General features: G+C 48.0%; 16 protein-coding genes. 3 read left to right on the top strand and 13 right to left on the bottom strand.

Annotated features, from left to right (window positions below; translation table 11 throughout):
• Nucleotides 1-17: 17 nt before the first annotated feature.
• The 6 genes from AC1XTG_RS07005 to AC1XTG_RS06980 form a co-directional block, all read right to left on the bottom strand.
• Nucleotides 18-1,910 carry a RagB/SusD family nutrient uptake outer membrane protein gene (locus AC1XTG_RS07005; RefSeq protein ID WP_056280499.1) on the bottom strand — a complete coding sequence of 631 codons (1,893 nt, stop codon included), beginning with the start codon at nucleotides 1,908-1,910 and terminating at the stop codon, nucleotides 18-20.
• A 12-nt stretch (nucleotides 1,911-1,922) separates the two neighbouring features.
• Nucleotides 1,923-5,438: a TonB-dependent receptor gene (locus AC1XTG_RS07000; protein WP_484841457.1), complete on the bottom strand. Its 3,516-nt coding sequence runs from the start codon at nucleotides 5,436-5,438 to the stop codon at nucleotides 1,923-1,925.
• A 22-nt stretch (nucleotides 5,439-5,460) separates the two neighbouring features.
• On the bottom strand, nucleotides 5,461-6,546 hold the full coding sequence (locus AC1XTG_RS06995) for a FecR family protein (protein WP_484841456.1): 1,086 nt from the start codon (nucleotides 6,544-6,546) through the stop codon (nucleotides 5,461-5,463).
• 90 nt (nucleotides 6,547-6,636) lie between these two features.
• Complete coding sequence (locus AC1XTG_RS06990) at nucleotides 6,637-7,251, bottom strand: RNA polymerase sigma factor (protein ID WP_484841455.1); 615 nt, start codon at nucleotides 7,249-7,251, stop codon at nucleotides 6,637-6,639.
• Nucleotides 7,252-7,395: 144 nt separating this feature from the next.
• Nucleotides 7,396-8,478 (bottom strand): L-rhamnose/proton symporter RhaT, encoded by a 1,083-nt coding sequence (rhaT, locus tag AC1XTG_RS06985; protein WP_484841454.1) that lies wholly within the window; start codon nucleotides 8,476-8,478, stop codon nucleotides 7,396-7,398.
• 41 nt (nucleotides 8,479-8,519) lie between these two features.
• On the bottom strand, nucleotides 8,520-10,763 hold the full coding sequence (locus AC1XTG_RS06980) for a T9SS type A sorting domain-containing protein (RefSeq protein ID WP_484841453.1): 2,244 nt from the start codon (nucleotides 10,761-10,763) through the stop codon (nucleotides 8,520-8,522).
• Nucleotides 10,764-10,881: 118 nt separating this feature from the next.
• Here AC1XTG_RS06980 and AC1XTG_RS06975 point away from each other — a divergent pair, with 118 nt between their 5' ends.
• The 3 genes from AC1XTG_RS06975 (at nucleotide 10,882) to AC1XTG_RS06965 (ending at nucleotide 13,667) form a co-directional block, all read left to right on the top strand.
• Nucleotides 10,882-12,186 (top strand): UDP-N-acetylmuramoyl-tripeptide--D-alanyl-D-alanine ligase, encoded by a 1,305-nt coding sequence (locus tag AC1XTG_RS06975; protein ID WP_056280487.1) that lies wholly within the window; start codon nucleotides 10,882-10,884, stop codon nucleotides 12,184-12,186.
• 216 nt (nucleotides 12,187-12,402) lie between these two features.
• Complete coding sequence (locus AC1XTG_RS06970; RefSeq protein ID WP_484841452.1) at nucleotides 12,403-12,954, top strand: peroxiredoxin; 552 nt, start codon at nucleotides 12,403-12,405, stop codon at nucleotides 12,952-12,954.
• Between the two features lie 122 nt (nucleotides 12,955-13,076).
• A complete protein-coding gene (locus AC1XTG_RS06965; protein ID WP_056280480.1) occupies nucleotides 13,077-13,667 on the top strand; it encodes a carboxymuconolactone decarboxylase family protein in 591 nt (196 codons plus the stop codon).
• Between the two features lie 167 nt (nucleotides 13,668-13,834).
• On the opposite strand, the gene AC1XTG_RS06960 is transcribed toward AC1XTG_RS06965, so the two are convergent.
• From AC1XTG_RS06960 to AC1XTG_RS06930, 7 genes are all read right to left on the bottom strand, one after another.
• Nucleotides 13,835-14,593 (bottom strand): carboxypeptidase-like regulatory domain-containing protein, encoded by a 759-nt coding sequence (locus AC1XTG_RS06960; RefSeq protein ID WP_484841451.1) that lies wholly within the window; start codon nucleotides 14,591-14,593, stop codon nucleotides 13,835-13,837.
• Nucleotides 14,594-14,600: 7 nt separating this feature from the next.
• On the bottom strand, nucleotides 14,601-15,425 hold the full coding sequence (locus AC1XTG_RS06955) for a TapB family protein (RefSeq protein ID WP_484841450.1): 825 nt from the start codon (nucleotides 15,423-15,425) through the stop codon (nucleotides 14,601-14,603).
• A gap of 51 nt (nucleotides 15,426-15,476) precedes the next feature.
• The gene (locus AC1XTG_RS06950) at nucleotides 15,477-15,956 is read right to left on the bottom strand and encodes a hypothetical protein (RefSeq protein ID WP_484841449.1); all 480 of its coding nucleotides are present in this window, start codon (nucleotides 15,954-15,956) and stop codon (nucleotides 15,477-15,479) included.
• Entirely contained in the window at nucleotides 15,943-16,266 is a 324-nt protein-coding gene (locus AC1XTG_RS06945; RefSeq protein ID WP_484841448.1) for a hypothetical protein, read from the bottom strand. Before AC1XTG_RS06945 ends, AC1XTG_RS06950 begins: the two co-directional genes overlap by 14 nt.
• A complete protein-coding gene (locus AC1XTG_RS06940; protein ID WP_484841447.1) occupies nucleotides 16,247-17,011 on the bottom strand; it encodes a hypothetical protein in 765 nt (254 codons plus the stop codon). Before AC1XTG_RS06940 ends, AC1XTG_RS06945 begins: the two co-directional genes overlap by 20 nt.
• 4 nt (nucleotides 17,012-17,015) lie before the next feature.
• On the bottom strand, nucleotides 17,016-18,482 hold the full coding sequence (locus AC1XTG_RS06935) for a PKD domain-containing protein (protein WP_056280463.1): 1,467 nt from the start codon (nucleotides 18,480-18,482) through the stop codon (nucleotides 17,016-17,018).
• Between the two features lie 146 nt (nucleotides 18,483-18,628).
• Nucleotides 18,629-19,351: a LytR/AlgR family response regulator transcription factor gene (locus AC1XTG_RS06930; protein WP_056280460.1), complete on the bottom strand. Its 723-nt coding sequence runs from the start codon at nucleotides 19,349-19,351 to the stop codon at nucleotides 18,629-18,631.
• Between the last annotated feature and the right edge of the window lies 1 nt (nucleotide 19,352).

Genomic DNA, 19,352 nt, shown 5'->3' with positions numbered 1-19,352 from the left:
GTTGAAAACTATATTGATTACCAACCCGGACTTTGCCAGTTCGCCCCTGTAATAGACCGCAGTCTGTTTGCCTCATTCAATGGCATAGGCACCCACAGGAACTTGTTTGTGTAATTCTTTCTTTCCGTACCGCGCACATTCCGCCGTTTATAGCTAAAAGTGCCGTTTGCATTCCGGGTGATTTCCATGGCTGTAATCCAGCGGTCGGTTTTGGAAAGATCCTCCGTCGGCATGGACCATCTGCGCACATCGAAATACCTGTTTTCCTCCATTGCCAGCTCTACCCGGCGCTCGGCGCGCACGCGCTTGATCAAGGCATCTTTGGAAAGACCCGCTGGAAGATTCGGCATTCCGGCACGGGTGCGGATCTCGTTTACGGCTTTGGCCGCATCGGCAAGCTGGCCAGCTTCGGCTGCTGCCTCAGCAAAGTTGAGGATCACCTCGCCCAGCCTGAAAAGCTTCCAGTTGGCACCAGCGATCGGATTGTCGCCGCCTGAATTGGGATGTAAAAACTTGCGCTCATAATACCCCGTGCGCGTTGCCCGGCGCGTGGTCGGGTGAATGCCCGTTTGCGGCTCGCCGGCGTAAGTGGCGATAATGCGCGTGCGGTTCCCGATAGGTGCCGGATAGTTTTCTACGGATTCCGGTGCTTCGGCGAAGTTCCACATTGCTTTGCGCTTTGATCCATTGTAATAAATGGATGCGTAAAAACGCGGGTCGCGGTTGGCATAAGGATCATTTGGATTGTAGAGCTTGTTGGCTGCATTGTAGTTGGGCTGCAAATGCTGGTCGTCGAGGTACGGCCTATCCAAGTCAAGGATAGGCTGACCGTCGATCGTTTCATAAGCATCCACCAGCTCCTGCGTAGGACAAGTTCCCGACTTATAACCATCCTGCGAGCCAATACCGTCGATATTCCAGATGTTACCCTGGTTTTCACGGCTCTGGTAAATGGTTTCACGATCCACCGGCGCAGCCGAGTAGTTCATGGTCTGGGTAAAATATTCATTATAAATGGCGGTATTCACATTTTTGTTCGGGCCGAGGAAAGCTGTTTCAGAAAGGTAGGTCTGCGGGAAATTAACCTGATTGTACAGCTGGTACCCATTTGCTTTCAGGTTTTCCAGAGCCGTTTTATTGATCTGGTAAGCCTCCTGCCAGAGATTTTGACCGGCATTATTGAGCGGACTGGCTGCGAACAGGATCATTTTGGACTTAATCGCCTCCGCCAGACCTTTATGTACGCGCCCGCCTTCGCTGGCTGTAGTAACCCGCCACGGAAGCTCGGCCGTATTCAATGCTACGTCGCAATCTTCGATAATGAATTTGACCACATCATAATAGCTCGCTTTTTCCACGGTAGAAAAATCCTGAGAAAAGTCGTAAGGCTCTCTTTCGATCGGCAGCACGGGGCCAAACCATTTGAGCAGTTCCGAATAGTAGTAAGCCCGCAGCAAATGCGCCTCCGCTTTCCAGCGGGCGCGATCGGTCGGTACACGTACTACTGCCTCATCAATGCGGCTGATAAAAACGGTACAATTCCGGATTGCAGCCCAGTATCTTGCCCAGTACTCGCCGTTGCCGCCGTCAGCGCTGATGTTCGTTACCGGGTGACTTCCTGCAGATGCATCTCCATTATACATTCTGCCCGACATAATCCACGATTCTGCCTCCGCGTCGGTATCCCACGATTCGTCACTCCAGTTCACAGGCCCGCGACTCCAGAAGAAGTAGCGCGTTCCTTTTACGGGTATATTGGCATAACAGGTGTTCAAAAAGGCACCCACTTTGTCATTGTCTGCAAAAATCTCGTCCATGGCCAGCTTACCGTCGGGCGCCATATCCAGCACACCTTTACAGGAAGTCAGCAAGACAAAAACAAGCATTGAAAAACGATATATCTTTTTCATTGATCTCTCTGATTAAAAGGTGACGTTAAGACCGAGGTTCGCCATTTTCGTTACCGGGTAACCGAGGGAATCGTCGTTTTCCGGATCGAGATGGTTCATTCTGAGCTTGTCCCACGTGAAGTAGTTCTGCGCACTTACATATACCCGGAACTTGCTGATACCAATAGCTTTCAACGACCCGGAAGGCAATGTGTAGCCGAACGTCAGGTTTTTGAGGCGGGTAAAAGACCTGTCCATAATGAAAAAATCATTGGAGGTATGGTTGGTTGTACTATGTGTGCTCAATGCAGGATAGGTAATGTCGTCGCCATTTGCGTAGCGTTCGGGTGTCCAGGCAGATTTGTGATAATCGAAATAGGTACCCCGGATAATGTATTCATACACACCCTGCTGCGCGTAGTTCATCGTGTATTTCCCAACCCCCTGGAAGAAAGTAGTAAAGTCGAACCCTTTGTAATTGAATGTAAGCGACAAACCGTAATTGACGCGGGGAATGGTTGAGTAGCCGATCGGCGCCTGGTCTTTGTCATCAATGGTACCGTCGCCATTCAGGTCAACATATTTGAAATCCCCTACCCTCGGCTCCCCGAATCCGTAACGGGTTTTGGCGAGATAGGAATCAAGTTCTTCTTTGGAGTTGAAAAAGCCGTTTCCATTGCTGTAATCAATTTTGTATCCCCAGGATTGATTCAAAGAATAACCAGCCTGACGGTACCTGTGCGCGTAGCTTTCATCACGGATCGATTCATCCATGAATTTGACCGTATTGTGGTTGTACCCGTAGTTTCCTGAGATCATGATATTGAAATCTTTGGAAAAAGCCTTGTTGTACGTCAGCTCGATCTCGTATCCTTTGTTATCCACCAATCCCATATTCACTTTGGGGATATTACCGAGCGAAACACCCTGGAATTCAGGTACAGTACCTCTGTTGATCAGGATATTGCTGCGTTTTTCCTTGAAGTAGTCAAAGGTGAGGGTCAGGTCTCTCAGCAGCTGAAAATCAATCCCGTAGTTTTGTTTGGCTGCGACTTCCCAGGTAATATTCGGGTTACCCAACAAACCAAGGTTGATCTGCTGGCCGAGGCCCAGGCTGCCCAGCGGACCGCCGCCGCTCATTGTGATATTGCTTTGGTACAAAAACCGCGGACTGGTCTCACGCGACGCGCCCAGAATGTCGTTACCTACTTTTCCGTAAGAAGCGCGGAATTTAAGGTTAGTGATGTACCGGTTGTTTTTCAGGAAATTTTCGTTGCTCATTACCCAGCCAATCGAAACCGCCGGGAAGAAACCAAACCGGTGACCAGGCGCAAACTGCTCGGATCCATTGTACCCCATATTTACCTCGGCCAGGTATTTCTCATTAAAACCATAAGTAGCCCGCGCAGCGACGCCCAGTACATTGTAAGGAATTTCGCCGGCCGTAGTCTCCCAGGTATCGCGCTGGGCAAGGATCATCCCGCCGATATCGTGTTTCTCGCCAAACAAGCGCTGGTAGTTAATGGAACCCTGCATATTGATGTTGTAGCGGGAATCAGCGCCTTTGCCAAGTGACAACAGCCTTTCATCTGACCTTTTAACTGCGTAAGTGAGCACATCGGTAGCCGGGTTCACTTCGGCCAGGTATAGGCGCTCTGACTTGTCGCCCTGCATCGCAGTTGTTGATTTTGAGTCGTAAGAAATCATCCCTTTAATGCTCAGCCCTTTGGTAACTGTATTCCCCAGATCCCATTCCATCCCGAAAGATGAATTCAGGTTGGAGCGGATCTCATTGCGGTAGCCCATTCTGTTCATGATCTCAAATGCAGAGCGGTCCATATAACCGGGGTCGACGATCTGGCCTGGTGCCACGCCAAACCCGTCGATCGTAGTTGGTCCGGGCGTAATGGGCAGGATCGTTTGTGCCTGGTAAAGCAGGTCGCGCATCATCCAGTTGGTATCATTTCCGTAAAGCCAGGCTGCGGGCATATTCACCTGCTCAATGTAGCTGCCTATGTTCAGGAATGCTTTGAGGGAGTTGGTAACCTTGTAATCCAGGTTAGCGCGAAAGCTGTAACGGTCCATTTTGGAAGAAGGATCATAGCCGAGCACTGATTTAGGCTGTGTGTTCAAATTCCCGCCCTGGTGCAGGTAAGCGCCATTTACAAAGTAAGAAACCTTGTCGGTCCCTCCTGTTACATTCATGTTAACACGCGTTTGGGGCGCATATCTCGAAATGTATTCGCGGTAGTAATCATGATCGGGGTACATATATCTCCTGACCATTGATTTTTGCGCGTATTCAGGATCGTTAGGATCGAGTCCGGCGAGCGGATTGGCGTATTTATCCATTTGTTCCTGGGTAAAAGGCAGCGGCGTGATCCCGTCATTTTTGGAAGCTTCATTGCGCAATGCCATATATTCAAGCGAATGCAGGCGCTCGGGCTCGCGGGTGAAGGACGAAAAACTTTGCTCGGTATTGATCGTAAGCTCGGTTTTTCCGGCGGTACCCCGCTTCGTGGTAATCAGGATAACCCCGTTTGCACCGCGCACACCAAATACTGCGGTAGCCGATGCATCTTTCAGAATGGAAACAGAGGCGACCTCATTTGCGTCCAATGTACGGATGTTGTCCCTGGGCACGCCGTCGATCAGGATCAGCGGGCTTTTTCCATTGGTGGTGGCAGCGCCGCGCAGGTACATCGTAGCATCATCGCGTCCCGGCTGGCCCCCACCCGATTGAATGGAGGTCAGGCCCGGTAAGCGCCCCGACAAGGAATTGGCCAAGCTTGCTGATGAACTCTGTTGTAATATTTCCGAACTCACAGACGATACTGCGCCGGTAACGGACACTTTCTTTTGCTCTCCAAAACCGACAACTACCACTTCTTCCAATGCTTTCTCGTCAACTTTCAGCGTCACATCCAGCCTGGTGGTTGCGCCTAATGCAATTTCCTGGCTCACATAACCTACGAAACTGAAAATCAACACGGCATTATCTTCTGGAACAAGGATCTGGTACTTTCCGTCGATGTTGGTGGAAGTACCCTGTGTGGTACCTTTTACTACCACACTCACCCCCGGAATGCCTGCACCTTTCTCGTCAATTACAGTACCGGTCACGTCCCGGTCTGCTGCCGGAGAGGTTTGCGTATTGCCACTTCTTTCTTCCGAAGTTTTCTTTTCTCCGGCCCTTTTCAGCAGAATGGTCCTTTTGGAAACCTTGTATTCAATACCCAGCGGACCAAGCAGATTTTCTAGTACGGAATCCAGTCGCTGGTTGGCTCCCTCGAAACTCACCTTGCGCTCGGCCCCTATCATTTCGGCACTGTATACAAAACGCACTTTGGTTTGCCCCTCGATTTTTTCGAGTACCTGTGCTACATCCATATCACTAACTGTAATGGATATACGTTGACTCAGAATTTCCTGTGCACGCAGATTATTGGCCGTCGCGATCTCCACAAACAGCAGCAGGAGCAGACATTGGCCGACGGTAAACTTCATGATCGGAAAAATGACCTTTTTACATTGAAGAAGTCTTCTCATAGATGGTTTAGGTTAAGACTGTTTAGTCACATCCGTTGGAAGTGACCGTAATTACACCGTTACTGAGCTCGTATTTTGCATTTACAACTGAGCAGATCATATCCATTTTCTCGGATACTGGCTCATCTCCCAGTTTTGCAGTAATGGTACATTCGGAAATAGCGTCGGCGTCGAAGCGGATCATGATCCCGTAGGTTTTTTCCAGCATCGTAAATACTTCGGTCAGCGGGGTGCGCTTGAATTCAAAATCCTGCTTTTCGACTGTCAAATCGAGTAAGACTGGTTTTTCGACCAGTTTGGCGGTCATTATCTTATTCTTCTGATTGAAAGTTACCTGCTCGTTTGGTTTCAGGATCAGCTTGCGTGACGCCGGCTGGCCTGCCACTTCATCTTCACTTTCCAGCGCCGATACCTCCACGAGGCCGGATTTTACAACAAGTTCTACTTCATCGTCCCCATCATTGGCGCGGATACTGAAACTGGTACCTTTTACTCTGGTCACCATGGATCCTGCGAAGACGATGAAAGGCTGTGCGGGATTTTTAACAACTTCAAAAAATGCCTCGCCTGCCATGCTCACCTCCCTTTTGCTTTTATCAAACTGCTCGGGATATGTAATGCGCGCATTGGGTTTCAGGATTACCGAGCTGCCGTCGGGCAGTGTTACCAGCCGGATGTTGCCGGTGTGATTGGTCACCTGCATGCTACGGGCCTTTTTGGGCTGCTGAACTTCTGCAAATGTGAATGCGAGTTCGTTCAATGCGCCCGGCCTGCGGTACAAGCTCAAACCGATTCCGAAAGCAAGGATTAAAATGGCCGCTATTTTTAGCCAATTGCCTTTCCACCAGAGAAATGGCTGCTGGTTGGCAGCCGGAATAGCGTCAAGGATCTCAGATACCCTGGATTTAACTTCGGTTTCGGAAATAACGTCCTGTTCACCGCGTATCGACAAAAGGATTTCTCTTGCCTGCTCGATAGCGGAGAGCTGCGAAGGGTTGTTCTGAGTGTAACTTCGAAAGAAAAGGTCGGATTCGCCCTGGTAGACCCAGCGCCGGAATTGCAGATCTTCCACCCAGTCTTTGACTTCGAAGTCTTTATAGCTATTCATGGATTTCTTGAAAAGTTATTTGCTTTAATACGATGAGTATCGCCTCAACAAATAGTACCCATGAACTTTCAAATATTTTTTAGGAATTTATCAATACCAGTTAATGTCGGAGAGAATCGCCAGGAAAACAGCAGCGTGGTGCCAGTATTCGCGTAATTTCTGAATACCATATTGCAGGTAATTGGCCACAGCCTGGCGCTGCAAGCCCATAATCACGGCAATTTCTTCATAGGAAAGGTTCTCGTAGTATTTCAGGTACAGTGCCTCCCGCTGCCTTTTCGGGAGCGAGTCGATCGCTTGCCTCAGCCTTGTGCTGGTGAGGTGGTCGGTTTCGTTGATGATCCAGTCGGACTCCGGTGAAAGGTCGTCAAAAGGCTCATTACCCCCAATTTCAGAAAATACAGACTGGCGCCTGCACCTGCGTACCAGGTTATTGCGCAGCGACTGAAACAGATAAGGCTTGATCGCAGCGATTTCTGCCAGGGATTCCCGCTTTTCCCAGATGGAAAGAAACAGGTCCTGCAGGCAGTCCTTGATCATATCGCGGTCCGGAGTAAAGCGGGTTCCATAATGGTACAACGGAGCATAATTCAGCTCCGTTATTTCACCAAATGCACTTTTATCACCAGCACAAAACTGCTGCCAACGTGTGACCAGGTAGGCTTCGGGTAAATTATCTGAATGCTTCACAGGAATCAGGGACAAAAATCATTGATAAACATTCCACTTCAATACATCCAACTAAATCTTGTAATCAGTATGTAAATATCAATGCTGATGTTACCTTAACTATCCTGCGCTATCATGCTTTTATTTAAATATTTCTCCGATTTGGTCAATATTTGAAAACTATTTCCGTAAGTAGTTACCATAACCCACCACAAGTACCGAAAGCACTATGACAAGAATACCGGTGATCACCGTTGTAATGGTTTTCTTGCTCACGCCTTTCCATTCGTTCAGGATAAGCCCCCAGGTGTTGGCAATGAGGATAATGAACGCCATGTGGAGTATCCACGAACTTGGTCCGTTGCCCAGCTTGCTCTCTCCCATTCCGTAGAAAAAGAACTGCATAAACCAGGTGGTACCGGCCAGCGCGGAGAAAACGTAGTTTCTAACCAGCGGCGTAGCTGAATTGGTATAGTCGCCGAAAGTCCTGTTGCGTGCATTTAAAAACATACACCAGATAAAGTTGGTGGTAAGCCCGCCCCAGAGAATGATGATGTAGGTGACATTATTTTGAAACAAAAACTCTCCCTGACCCGGATTAGCTGCTTTCCAGATGTTGTTGGCTTCTTCCGCCATGATATTGCCCGCATCGATCCCGAATGCAAAACAGGCGCTCAATACCCCTGAAATAATGGAAACTGTCAACCCAAGACCGATCTTGAACTCTGATTTATCGTCAGGTACGTAGCCGCTTCTTGTAAGGTCTTTGTCTTTCATGCTGCCCGCTTTCCCGCAGATGACGATACCGATTATGGAAATCAGCAGCCCAAGCAAAACCATTTGACCCCAGGTATTGGTAAAGAGGTCTGAAATGCTGTCTTTCCCGGGTCTTGGTTCAAATTGATAGTAAATTGAAGGTATTAATGCACCAAAAACGGAAGTAAGTCCCAGGATAATGGAGCTGCCGAGTGACACGCCGAGGTAGCGTACGCCTAAGCCGTAGGTTAACCCCCCGATCCCCCAGAGCAACCCAAAGATGTAGGTGATCAGCAGGGTACCACTGTCTGTATGTGCAATGATTTCTGAAAAGCCGGGAATGGTCAGGTAAGCGGCAAGGGGCGGGACGATGAGCCAGGAGAACAATCCGCCGACGATCCAATAGGATTCCCAGGCCCAGCCTTTGACTTGTTTGTAAGGAATATAGAAACTGCCGGAAGCAAAACCACCGATAAAGTGGAAGATAACGCCAAGAAGAGCTTGCATGAGTTTAGGATTTTATCATGTAAGAGCCGCCTGGCGGGTATCTACTCTACAATCACCTTTTTTACAAACCGCCTGCTGCCGCCTTTCCATTCCACCAGATACAAGCCCGAAGGCCAACTCGCAGTAGAAATTGTCCGCTCTGCATGGGCATTGACGCGCTGGTTTTGCAGGATCTTTTTCCCTCCTGCGGTGATGATATCGAAGGTACCGGTTTCTGTGGATGCTATTTTTAAAAAGTCGGCTGCGGGGTTCGGAAAAACCCGGATAGGACTGATCTCAGGCTCTGTGCCTGTAATTTCAACGGGTAAAACATTGGTGAGCAAACGTACGCCCCCTGCATTGTTCCCGATCGCGAGATCAGGTTTGCGGTCGCCGTTGAGGTCGGCAGCGGCAATGGACAGGTAATTTCCGAAGTTAGGTGCGCCGGGCTTTCCGCTCACTGCTACCAGCTGGCTTTCGCGCGCTGTCCATTTACCAAATTCGGCACCGTGGAAAATGCGGAGGTTACCTGTATGGTCCGCGGTTGCAAGGTCGGGCAGACCGTCGAGATCGAAATCGGCAACTGCCAACTGGGGTGACCGGCCTGCGAAGCTGATGCCGACACCAGCCAGCGCATCGGTTTCGAGCCTGAATGTAAACTGCTTGTTACTACCCGTATTGCTGTAATGGTAAATATTTCCCTGGCCTCGCCCCACGAGCAGGTCAAGGTCGCCGTCCCCATCGGTATCGTAGAAATGCGGTGAATCGCTGCTGATCAATTCAGCTGGCAATGCAATAGTTATTGCTTCGGCCACATTCAGCTGGGCCGGTGCGCCAGCCGCCGCTTTGTTAGGAATGTACCGGTATTCGAGTTTCAGATTGCTGAGCGAAACGCCTGAGAAACCCAGATCTGCGACACCGTCCCCATTGAAATCAGCCCATTGAGGTTTCAGGTTAAAAAGTCCGAGCGAAGCTGGCAGGCCGAGGTAATTTTCAGAAGTTACTTCAAAGCTCGGCGCTGCTGCGGTGCCTTTGTTGGTAAGCAGCCAGAACCCACCCCTGAAACCATTGCTCCGGGCTGTTCCGCCTGTTCCTATAAGCATATCAAGGTCACCGTCTCCGTCGATGTCGAAGAATGCGGGTACTGCATTTTCACCCACATCCAGCATCTGATTTTGCAGAAAATTCTTTTGAACCAACCGAAAATCGGGTTTCGATGCTGTACCTGCATTGTGATAAAACCAGCCCGATGATTTGAAATCGGTTAAATTCAGATCATTGGAAGGCAGGCTGGGCGCGATCAGCAGGTCGGGTACTCCGTCAAAATCCACGTCTTCATAAAATGCAGCCGGAAATATGTGCAGCAGCACCGGGTCTTTTGTGGGATAAACGTTGGAGTAAGTTGTAAAATCGGCGATGATGCCCGCAGCCGAGTTGGTAAGCAGCGAGATGTGCTCGTTACTTACGTGACCCACGAGCAAATCCTTCTTCCCGTCGCCATTGAGATCATGCAGAAGTATGGAATTGCCTGCATGCATTTCGCGGCCGCCCGGATTGGTAACCACACCACAGTCCACATCAAACTCAAATCCTTCCCCGTCGCCTTTGCGGAAATTCCCCCAGCAATCTCCATTACGCTGGAAAATGGGACTTCCTGCATTGCCAAGACTATCCGGCACGCCGAACTTCTCGACGCTGAGGTTTTGGTGTAGTTCGATATAAGTACCTGAAAAGTCAAATGTGAGCAGATCCAGGTCTCCGTCACCATCGATATCAGTAATACCCGGAATATCTGTGCCGGAAACCTGCAAATTGATATTTCCTGAAAAACCTTTGGTGTAGATCACAGGCTGCATCAGCTTCCACGTCCACGAACCGGCGGTTTTCACCTGTTGGTAAACGCTTATCCCGAGTGAGGTACTTGCAAAAAGATCTTTGTTCCCGTCACCATTGTAATCGGCCAGTATCATCCAGTTATCAGCCTGCGGAAAGCGTGTTTCGTAGTAGGGTGCGTGTATAAAGGCTTTTTTAGAGGGATTAGTGGGATCAGTCCCGGCTACGAACGTGGTGACCTTGCTATTGGTGCGATCAAATACGACAAGATCTTCCTCAGCATCGTTGTTCAAATGCATTTTCAGGAATTGCGAAGCATTCAGTCCGCCTGCCCAAGGATTAAGCATTTTGGCGCCGCCGGAAGTTACACTGGTAGCCGTATCCATTTTGAACCAAACCTGCTGCGAAAACGCTGTGCCCGTTGTCAGAAAAGAAAAGATCAGAAGAGATAAGGAGGTATAAATGGTTCGCATCGTTGAGGAATAATCTATTAGTTTTGCAGGTGTCCACGGACACCGCGCCGGCCTGAGTTTCTGCTCTTCAAACCTAACGAAATAAGGCCTGATAACTTTATAACGAACACCTATTTCCATGTTTACATCCACCGAAACCCTTTATCAGCACTTTAAAAAAGGCGCTTCCATTTGTACAGACACCCGCAGGATCACGAATGGTTGTATATTCTTCGCTTTGAAGGGGGATAAATTTGACGGTAACCAATACGCGGCCGAGGCACTGCAAAAAGGCGCTGCATTCGCGGTTGTAGATGATGAAGCTGTGGCGGCCGACGCACGTTTTCTATTGGTTGAAGATGTACTCGCTGCCTTGCAGGACCTGGCGCGGCACCATCGCAAAACGTTCGCATTCCCGGTTATAGCGCTTACCGGCTCTAATGGAAAAACGACAACAAAGGAGCTGATCGCGAAAGTGTTATCGATGAAGTTCAACACTTATGCGACTGTGGGCAACCTCAACAATCACATTGGTGTGCCGCTCACGATACTTTCCATTGACCCGGTAAAACAGGAAATGGCGGTAATCGAAATGGGCGCGAATCACCAGGAAGAAATCGCACTACTCTGCTCCATCGCGCTGCCAACCCACGGGTTGATCACCAACATCGGCAAAGCGCACCTGGAAGGTTTCGGCGGGCCGGAGGGTGTAAAAAAAGGGAAAGGCGAGCTGTTCGATTTTCTTTCCAAAAAGAAGGGTACTGTTTTCGTAAATTCGACTATTGACGTGATTATGGAAATGGTAAGCAAACGCCGCGCATTCGGCGAGATCGTTTTTTACTGCTCCGAAAACAGCCCGGTCAATCCGAAGCTCGTTTCCGAGAACCCGGTGGTCGTTTTCCAGTCGGGGGGCAAAACGGTGACGACGCATTTACCCGGCAGCTACAACTTCGATAATATCTGCGCAGCACTGGCGGTTGGGAAGCACTTCGGTGTAGCTGATGCGGATGCGCTTGAAGCAGTTGCTACTTACCAGCCTGACAACAATCGCTCTCAGTTTGTCAGGAAAGGCTCAAATACGGTGATTATGGACGCTTATAATGCAAACCCATCTTCGATGTCTGCCGCCATCGCCAACTTCGCCAGACTGGATGCGCCACGTAAAATGCTGATCCTGGGAGATATGTTTGAGCTGGGCGAAGCCGCGCCGGAAGAGCACCTTGCACTTGGCAGGCAGATTGCGGCGGAAAAGTTTGATATCGTGATCCTTGCAGGCGCATTAATGCAGCACGCATTGCCCGCATTGCCCAAAGCTTACTACTTCCCTGATAAGTTTTCGCTGCATAACTGGGTGATGGACAACCCGCAGGAAAATACATATATTCTTATTAAAGGATCAAGGGGAATGTCGCTTGAAACAGTCCTGAACCTGCTGCCCGGATAACCGTCACATTAAAGTAAATATTGGCATAATCCTATTGTGTACATCAATAGAGTTATCGATAATATTTATAACATTGGTTTTTGTATAAACAAAACTAAATTCATTTGTTTAAAACAACTCTTTCCTGCCATAGTACCAGGTTCAATCTTGCCTAAGGATACGCACGGTTATAAATTTGTAACACTAAAAAATACAAATTATCAACTCCGACCAATCATGGCAAATAGAATTTTATCAGTAGGATCTCAATTCCCTGAATTCAAGAAAACATCAGTAGTATCTCTGGAAAAAGGAAACGAATTCTATGATATTACCTCAGAAGATCACAAAAATGCTGACAAATGGATGGTGATGTTCTGGTGGCCAAAAGACTTCACTTTTGTATGTCCAACAGAGATCGCTGAGTTCGGCAAGCACGTGGGTGACTTTGCTGACCGCGACACTATCCTGATCGGTGCTTCTACTGACAGCGAGTACGTTCACCTTGCATGGAGAAAAAACCATGACGATCTTCGCGACCTGCAATTCCCGATGCTGGCTGATACTTCTAAATCATTGGCAGAAGAGTTGGGTATCCTGGAAGAAAACGAGAAAATCGCTTACCGCGTAACTTATATCGTTGACCCACAAGGAATTATTCGTTGGGTAAGCGTAAATGACCTTTCAGTTGGCCGTAACGTAAGCGAAGTAATCCGCGTTTTGGATGCACTTCAAACTGACGAGCTTTGCCCTTGCAACTGGCAAAAAGGCGAGGCGACTCTTGCTTAATTTAAGTTTATGAGTTTAAAGTTCATGAGTTTATGAGTTGTCGTAAAGTGTACTCATAAACTCATAAACTCTAAACTCATAGACTCATAGACTCATAAACCTCTTCACTCAAACTTCCCTACATGTACCCATTTGCAGCAACAGGAAATACGAAGGATTCCCTGTATAAAGAAGTTAACCTGCCCGCAGATTTTGAAAGTGTACTGATCAACAAGCTGGCAGCACTGGATCACCGCTATTTGAAGGACCTGAAAGTAAATGTGAGCAATGTATTGAAATCAAATACATTGAACCGCAAAGAGGCACTTTTGATCGCGCTATCGGTAGCTGTGAACGAAAAGAACACCGCATTGATCTCTGCGCTTGAAGAGCTTTTGAAAACAGAAGGTGCTGAGGAAAAGGAGATTGCAGAAGTTACTGCCTGTGTTTCCCTGATGAATGCAAACAATGTGTTTTATCGTTTCAGACACTTCATGCACAAGGAATTTTATGATAATGCACCGGCAGGTATCAAAATGAGCATTATGGTAAATCCTTTACTTGGCAAAGAGTTTTTTGAGTTGCTGAGTCTGGTTGTATCGGCGCTGAATGGTTGTGAAATGTGCGTTACATCTCACGAGCAATCCGTACTGAACCACGGCGGCACACAGGCGCGTATATTCGACGCAGTGAGAGTAGGCGCCATTTTCAAAAGTTTTTCAGTGCTAATTTAGTTTTAAGCTCCGTCGACTGAAGTCGACGGTAATAGAATTTAAATTAAAGAGGGCCTTCGGCCCTAAAAAGATCCATTGCCCCGGGCTTCAGCCCGGGGTTTCTTTTAAAATGAATTTTGAATCAATATTTGAATTGATTTTGAAATCAATCTCTGACTATTGAGTTATTATTCTTTGTAACTAATAATCGAAATGTTCTTTCCCCAGATGTTTTCGGGTTCGAAATCGATGGTCAGTTCATCTTCATATGCATCTTCTGAAAAGTGCTTTCTGAGTTTCAGCGGCATTTTCCCTGCTTCTCCATTGTAGTAAGCCGTCATCCTATATCTTCCCAAAGGCACATCTACCAGGCGCCCGTATTCTTTTGAGAAAGGCGCGCCGTGTTTCAGTTTCAGTGACTTTCCCTTTGAACCATCGATCAGGTTTCCGACCGGGGTTAAGGTGAATTCAATGTTTTCAGAATCGTATATTTCGCTGTTCACTGATTTGTTTACTTCAATGGACGCGCCATAATATCCTTCGCCTTCCGGTCGCCGGCCTGTCAGTTTCCAGGTGAAATTCCGGACGGCGCCATCAATACTGAATTCTTCGTACACGTCAGGATCAAGATCAAGCTCATATATCTCGCCGTTATACTCCTTCTTGATCTGAGCAGAAGCCATGAATGTACCGACCTTGGGCAGCTGGATTTTGTAGTTGCCGTTTTCATCAGACCTGCCCAGTGCGTACGAATTATACAACATTGTGTTATCTACCACAATCTCCACACCTTTCAGCGGGCTGCCGTCGGTGCCGGTGACTTTCCCGACCGCATATCCTTTCTCGGACTGAACACCGTCGGGAGAAGGATTATTGTCAGTTTTACAGGCATTGAAAAGCAGGATCATACCCGCCAGACAATGCAACCAAATCAGTTGTTTTCGCATAGCAGCTCTATTTTTCAATTTTCTGCAACTCCGTTTTGGTCACATCCGAACCCGAAAATTCTTCTGACTTTACAATCCCAACACCCGGCGCAGTCCAAAGGCGGACTGTATAAATGACGCCCGATTCCTCAGGAGGGAATGCGTCGGAAGTGAGCTTGGTTTCAAGATCGTAGGTATACTCCCATTTGGTACAATTGAATGTTCCTGCGGGCGTAGTAACCGATTCCTCTTTCACTGCCTTGCCTTCGTGATAGGTTACCACGCATTCAATCTCTGCCGACACAGGATCGCCGTCTTCAATAGGGATTTCGAGTTCCATATATTGTCGCACAGGCGCGCTGCTGAATGTTACCTTGCTGCCTACCGTTCCTTTATTCTCGAAAATCTGGCGCTGTGGCAGGCCGCTCAGTTCCGTGCTTTTAATTATCGCAAAACTTCCGATGTATTCAGTAATCGCATTCAAGCCGGCGGCCTGGGAAATTTCGTTCGTGGTTAACCCATCTTTACTGAAAGCGCGGTATTTAAGAACCAGTTTGCCGGCTTCCTCATACTGGATCGCATTTTCGATATCATACACAGGCACACCCGCCGAATCACGCTCGGCAAGCACCCGCGTAACAGCACTTGATTCTGTGTTGTCGCTTTCGAGAATCTTGTAGAGGTACCGCTGGTTTTTAGCCGGAATAATGGCTTTTTCGTCTTTACTGATTACATCCGGCACAACATCCGGGCCGTTTTCCTTGCAGGCGCCGAGCGAAAAGCTGGCAAAAAGTACTGCCAGCAGCGCTTTTCTGCCTGGGAGATTTGTAAATGAAAGAAGTTGGTTTTTCATGGCTATTAGAGTTTAAAAATGATCCACTGAAAAGGCTATACGTCGACCCGATTAATTTGACTTAAAGGCCAGCTGTATGACAAGCAGCGCGAAGCCGGTAAGAGAGAGGTATCCTCTGATCAAGATGAACTTTAACCATTCGGACCTTGCATTGGAATAGCCTCTTTCTGTGTTTAAAAGGTTGCTGTTGATCAGGTCGTTGACGGGCTCGCTGAACCGGAGTATGAAAACCATATCGGCCACCAGCAGGAGAAATGCAAGCAGGATCAGCACATAAGACCAGAAACCTGCCGATTTATCTGTCAAAACAACCCACAGCAGCATCACCGCCAGGGCAGACAGGTAGAGCACTTTGAACTTGCTCCTGACCACCGGGTCAACCACTTTGCGCAGCTCAATAAAATGCTCGGCGGGTATCTGATATAGTGCCTTTCCAAATCCAAAATGGTAGAATGCACCTTGGGCTGCAATGAAGAAATACAATGCAAAACCTGCCAGGCGCACGATGGATATTACTTCAATTGATTTCATAAAGTTTGGGCAGAGATTGGGCGATTGAGTCTTTTTCGAGTGCTTCTTTCAATGCATTGTTCAGGTATCTTCTCACCGAAAGCTTTTTGATATCGAGCTCTTTATTCTCTTTTCTTTCAGATACCAGATAGTTGCTCGCGGCGTAAAAGCGGACGGTGGTTATCCGGCTGGCAGGGTCTGTTTCGGTTACCCAAAATCCCTTTTCGGGTACCGGCTGGCGCCACGATCTGGTTTGCGGCGGAATACCGTAGGACAGGCTAATTACCGCCAACAAAGCGGCAGCGAGTACATTAATTTTGATGCTTTCCATGGCTGGCTAATGTTTTGATCATAAGCTGACGCAGCAGATAACCCGGGTCAATTTTGTTTTTGGATTGGACAGAATTGCTTTTCACCAGCAGGCGAATGGCGGCCAGGTGCGAGCAAATGACCAATGGGATAACAACAGCAGGTAAAAACACGAATGGAAACTGGAACAGCGCAATGTTAGGCTGTTCGAACGTGGGGTTTTCAGGGATAAAGGCCGCAGAAAATACAAACTTCAAGGCAACACTTATCGCCAGACCAAGCCCGAGCAGGTTCCAGCAAACCATCAGCTGCCACCGGATTTTTTCTTTTAAAACACCGAAATAGTAGATCGCAGGTGCAGTCAGCCCGGCAACCATATCCAGATTACCGCCCTGGAGTGTGATTTCAGCAGGTACCACCCGACAAATAAAGAGCCAGTACATGACCACTTCCGTCGGAGCGCGAACGACGTGGATTACCGTCAGCAGATGCAAATCCATGCGGTCGAGCAGTGATTTCCCGGACCTGGCTAGAAAAAGCCAGGCCATCAGGATCACAGGCGGGACCACCATAATGAGAAGCGTCGGGAATGCAGTACCGGTAATATGATAGAATCCCGAGGCTGAAATACAGATCTGCAATGCAATCCAGGAAAGAAGCAGTATCCCGAATCTGGTACCGCTTCCTGCTGCCTGGAAAAATGTGAACACAGTGAGGAATGCAATCAGCCCGAAGATCAGGCTGATGCAGGGAGTCAGGTTGTCCATCAGGCTACTCTTTGAACAATTTCCCTTCTACATTGTCCGCAAAAGTATTTGCAGTTTCAATGTCTTCATTTACAACAGCCTGATAGTTAATAAACACACCGTACCCACCGCTTCCTGTAATTTGAGAATTCCGGATTTCGAGTCTTGCATTACCTCCGTAAACAGCGATGTTGGTTTTCTTGCCAGATACAAGTGCAGTGCTGCCTCCACCTGAAATATCCACGTAATCCATTACATTTTTGCCGCTTGTCGAGAAGCAGATCAGTCCCCGCCAGTAAGCGCGGGCATTCTCCGCCGGCTTGATCACGATCTTGTTGGTTTTCGTGCCCACCGCATTGAAGTAACCGTCGTCGATGGATAATCTAGCTCCGCGGCCCATCTCAATCGTTACGCCCGGCATCAATTTCCAGTTGGCGTCGGAGCCCATTCCTTCCAGGATGCGATACGGCGTTTTATCCTTGAAACCGGCCCATACTACTTCGGAGGTGACATTCTTTTTCAGCGTAGAAGCGAAGATCTCCACCACGTTCCGGCCATTTCCATTGGTAAAACTTGAATTGTAATCCAGACTGCTCACAATGTCGGCACCGACGTACACGGGCGCTTCCAAGTTGTTTTTGAATGTATTTTTCTCAAAACCTGTAATCGTTACCCCTTCATCCACATACAAACCATATCCTCCGTTATCTTCAAAAAGCGAGTTTTTGATTGACAAATTAGCTTTGTAAGTACCAATTACCGCCAGTCCCGCTTTGATCGTAGAGATAATCGGTCTTCCTCCTGCGTGCAGGATCTGGATATGTTCCATTTCGTTGGCGCTGCTGGCCGACCTGAAAATCACGCCTGACCAGTATCCTTTACTCGCTTCTTTACCGATTAACCGAATGGGTTTCGTGGAATCACCTTTTGCGATCAGGATACCGCCATTATAGTTGACTTCCAGCCTGGTATCTCTTGCAAATGCAATTACTACGCCCGGCTTCAATGTAAGTTCTGCATTTACCTGGGTGTTGTTGTTGACGATATAGTCGGGTATGTTCGGATTATCGATGCGGTTTTCGAGAACGGTTTTAGTCCTGATGTCCCTTTCCAGTTCAATGGGCTGGATAATGGTTGCTGTTACCAAAACTTTGTCGGTATTCTCGCCGCTTTCATTGAAGATCGTCATATCCACTTCGTAATCACCCGGAAGATCTGGCGTGAATGTAGCTTTACCCTGCGAGGGTGTTGCGAGGGTCACAGTACTTCCAGCCGGCTTTTTGGTAACATTCCAGCGGAACTGGAAAGGCTTGTTGTCGCTGTCCGTAGACCCGGTACCATCGATGGTCACCTGCTCCCCTACTTTCACATTCTGGTCGGCGCCTGCGCGTGCAGTCAGCTGTGACGGTTTCACTTCTTCATCTTCTTTGCAACCTGATACAAGCAGCCCCAGAGAGAGCACTGCCAGAAGGATTCTTTTACTTTTTAACATGGCTAAATGGCTTTTTACTTAAAAAATGAGAGTGCCAATGCAAATGGCGCTGCAATTTTAAGTTGAAAACCCGAGGAGAAATAAGGCGGGGAAGTTACTGTCGATCAACAACATTTTTTATCGACAAACGCCACTGATAACAGATTTTAAAAGATCAGTTTGAATTTTTTCTGGCAATCATTTCTGAAATTTCGGCCGATGGGGAGTTCTTTTCCATCGATCTCGATCTTGTGGGAATGGTAGCTTTCTACTTTTTCAACCGAGACGATGAATGAGCGGTGAATGCGGATAAAGCTGTCTTCAGGAAGCAGCTCTTCCAGCAGGCTGATCTTTTGTTTTGTAATCAGCACTTTGTCTTTCAATACCACCTTGATGTAATCGCGGAGACTTTCGATCCAGTAAATGTCATTTACATTCACCTTCACCATTTTACGGTCTACTTTGAGGTAGAGGAAAATGTCTTTGTTGGCTGTTAGATTCTGCTGAGCAATGGAAACGGATTGGTTGCTGATATTTAATCCTGTAAAAACCTTGTCGATCGCACGCAGGAAACGTTCAAATGGGATTGGTTTGAGAAGGTAATCAACTGCATTGAGATCAAAACCTTCCACAGCATAATCCTGGTAGGCAGTTGTAAAAATGACTTTGGGCGGGTTTTTGAGGCTTCGCAGCAAATCTGTGCCTTTTAGTCCGGGCATTTTCACATCCAAAAACATCAGATCTACCTTTTGCTGCTGCAATACCTGAAAAGCCTGTATCGCATCCTGGCAGCGGGCAACCACTTCTATTTCCCCGAAATTGCCCAGGTAATTGTCCAGTACCTCAATGGCGTGGGGCTCGTCATCGACCAGCATGGCAGTAATTTTCATG

This window comes from Dyadobacter sp. HNCC25DJ183, assembly GCF_056895175.1.
The sequence above is the reverse complement of the archived record's forward strand: the minus strand, read 5'-3'. Positions and strand labels throughout refer to the sequence as shown.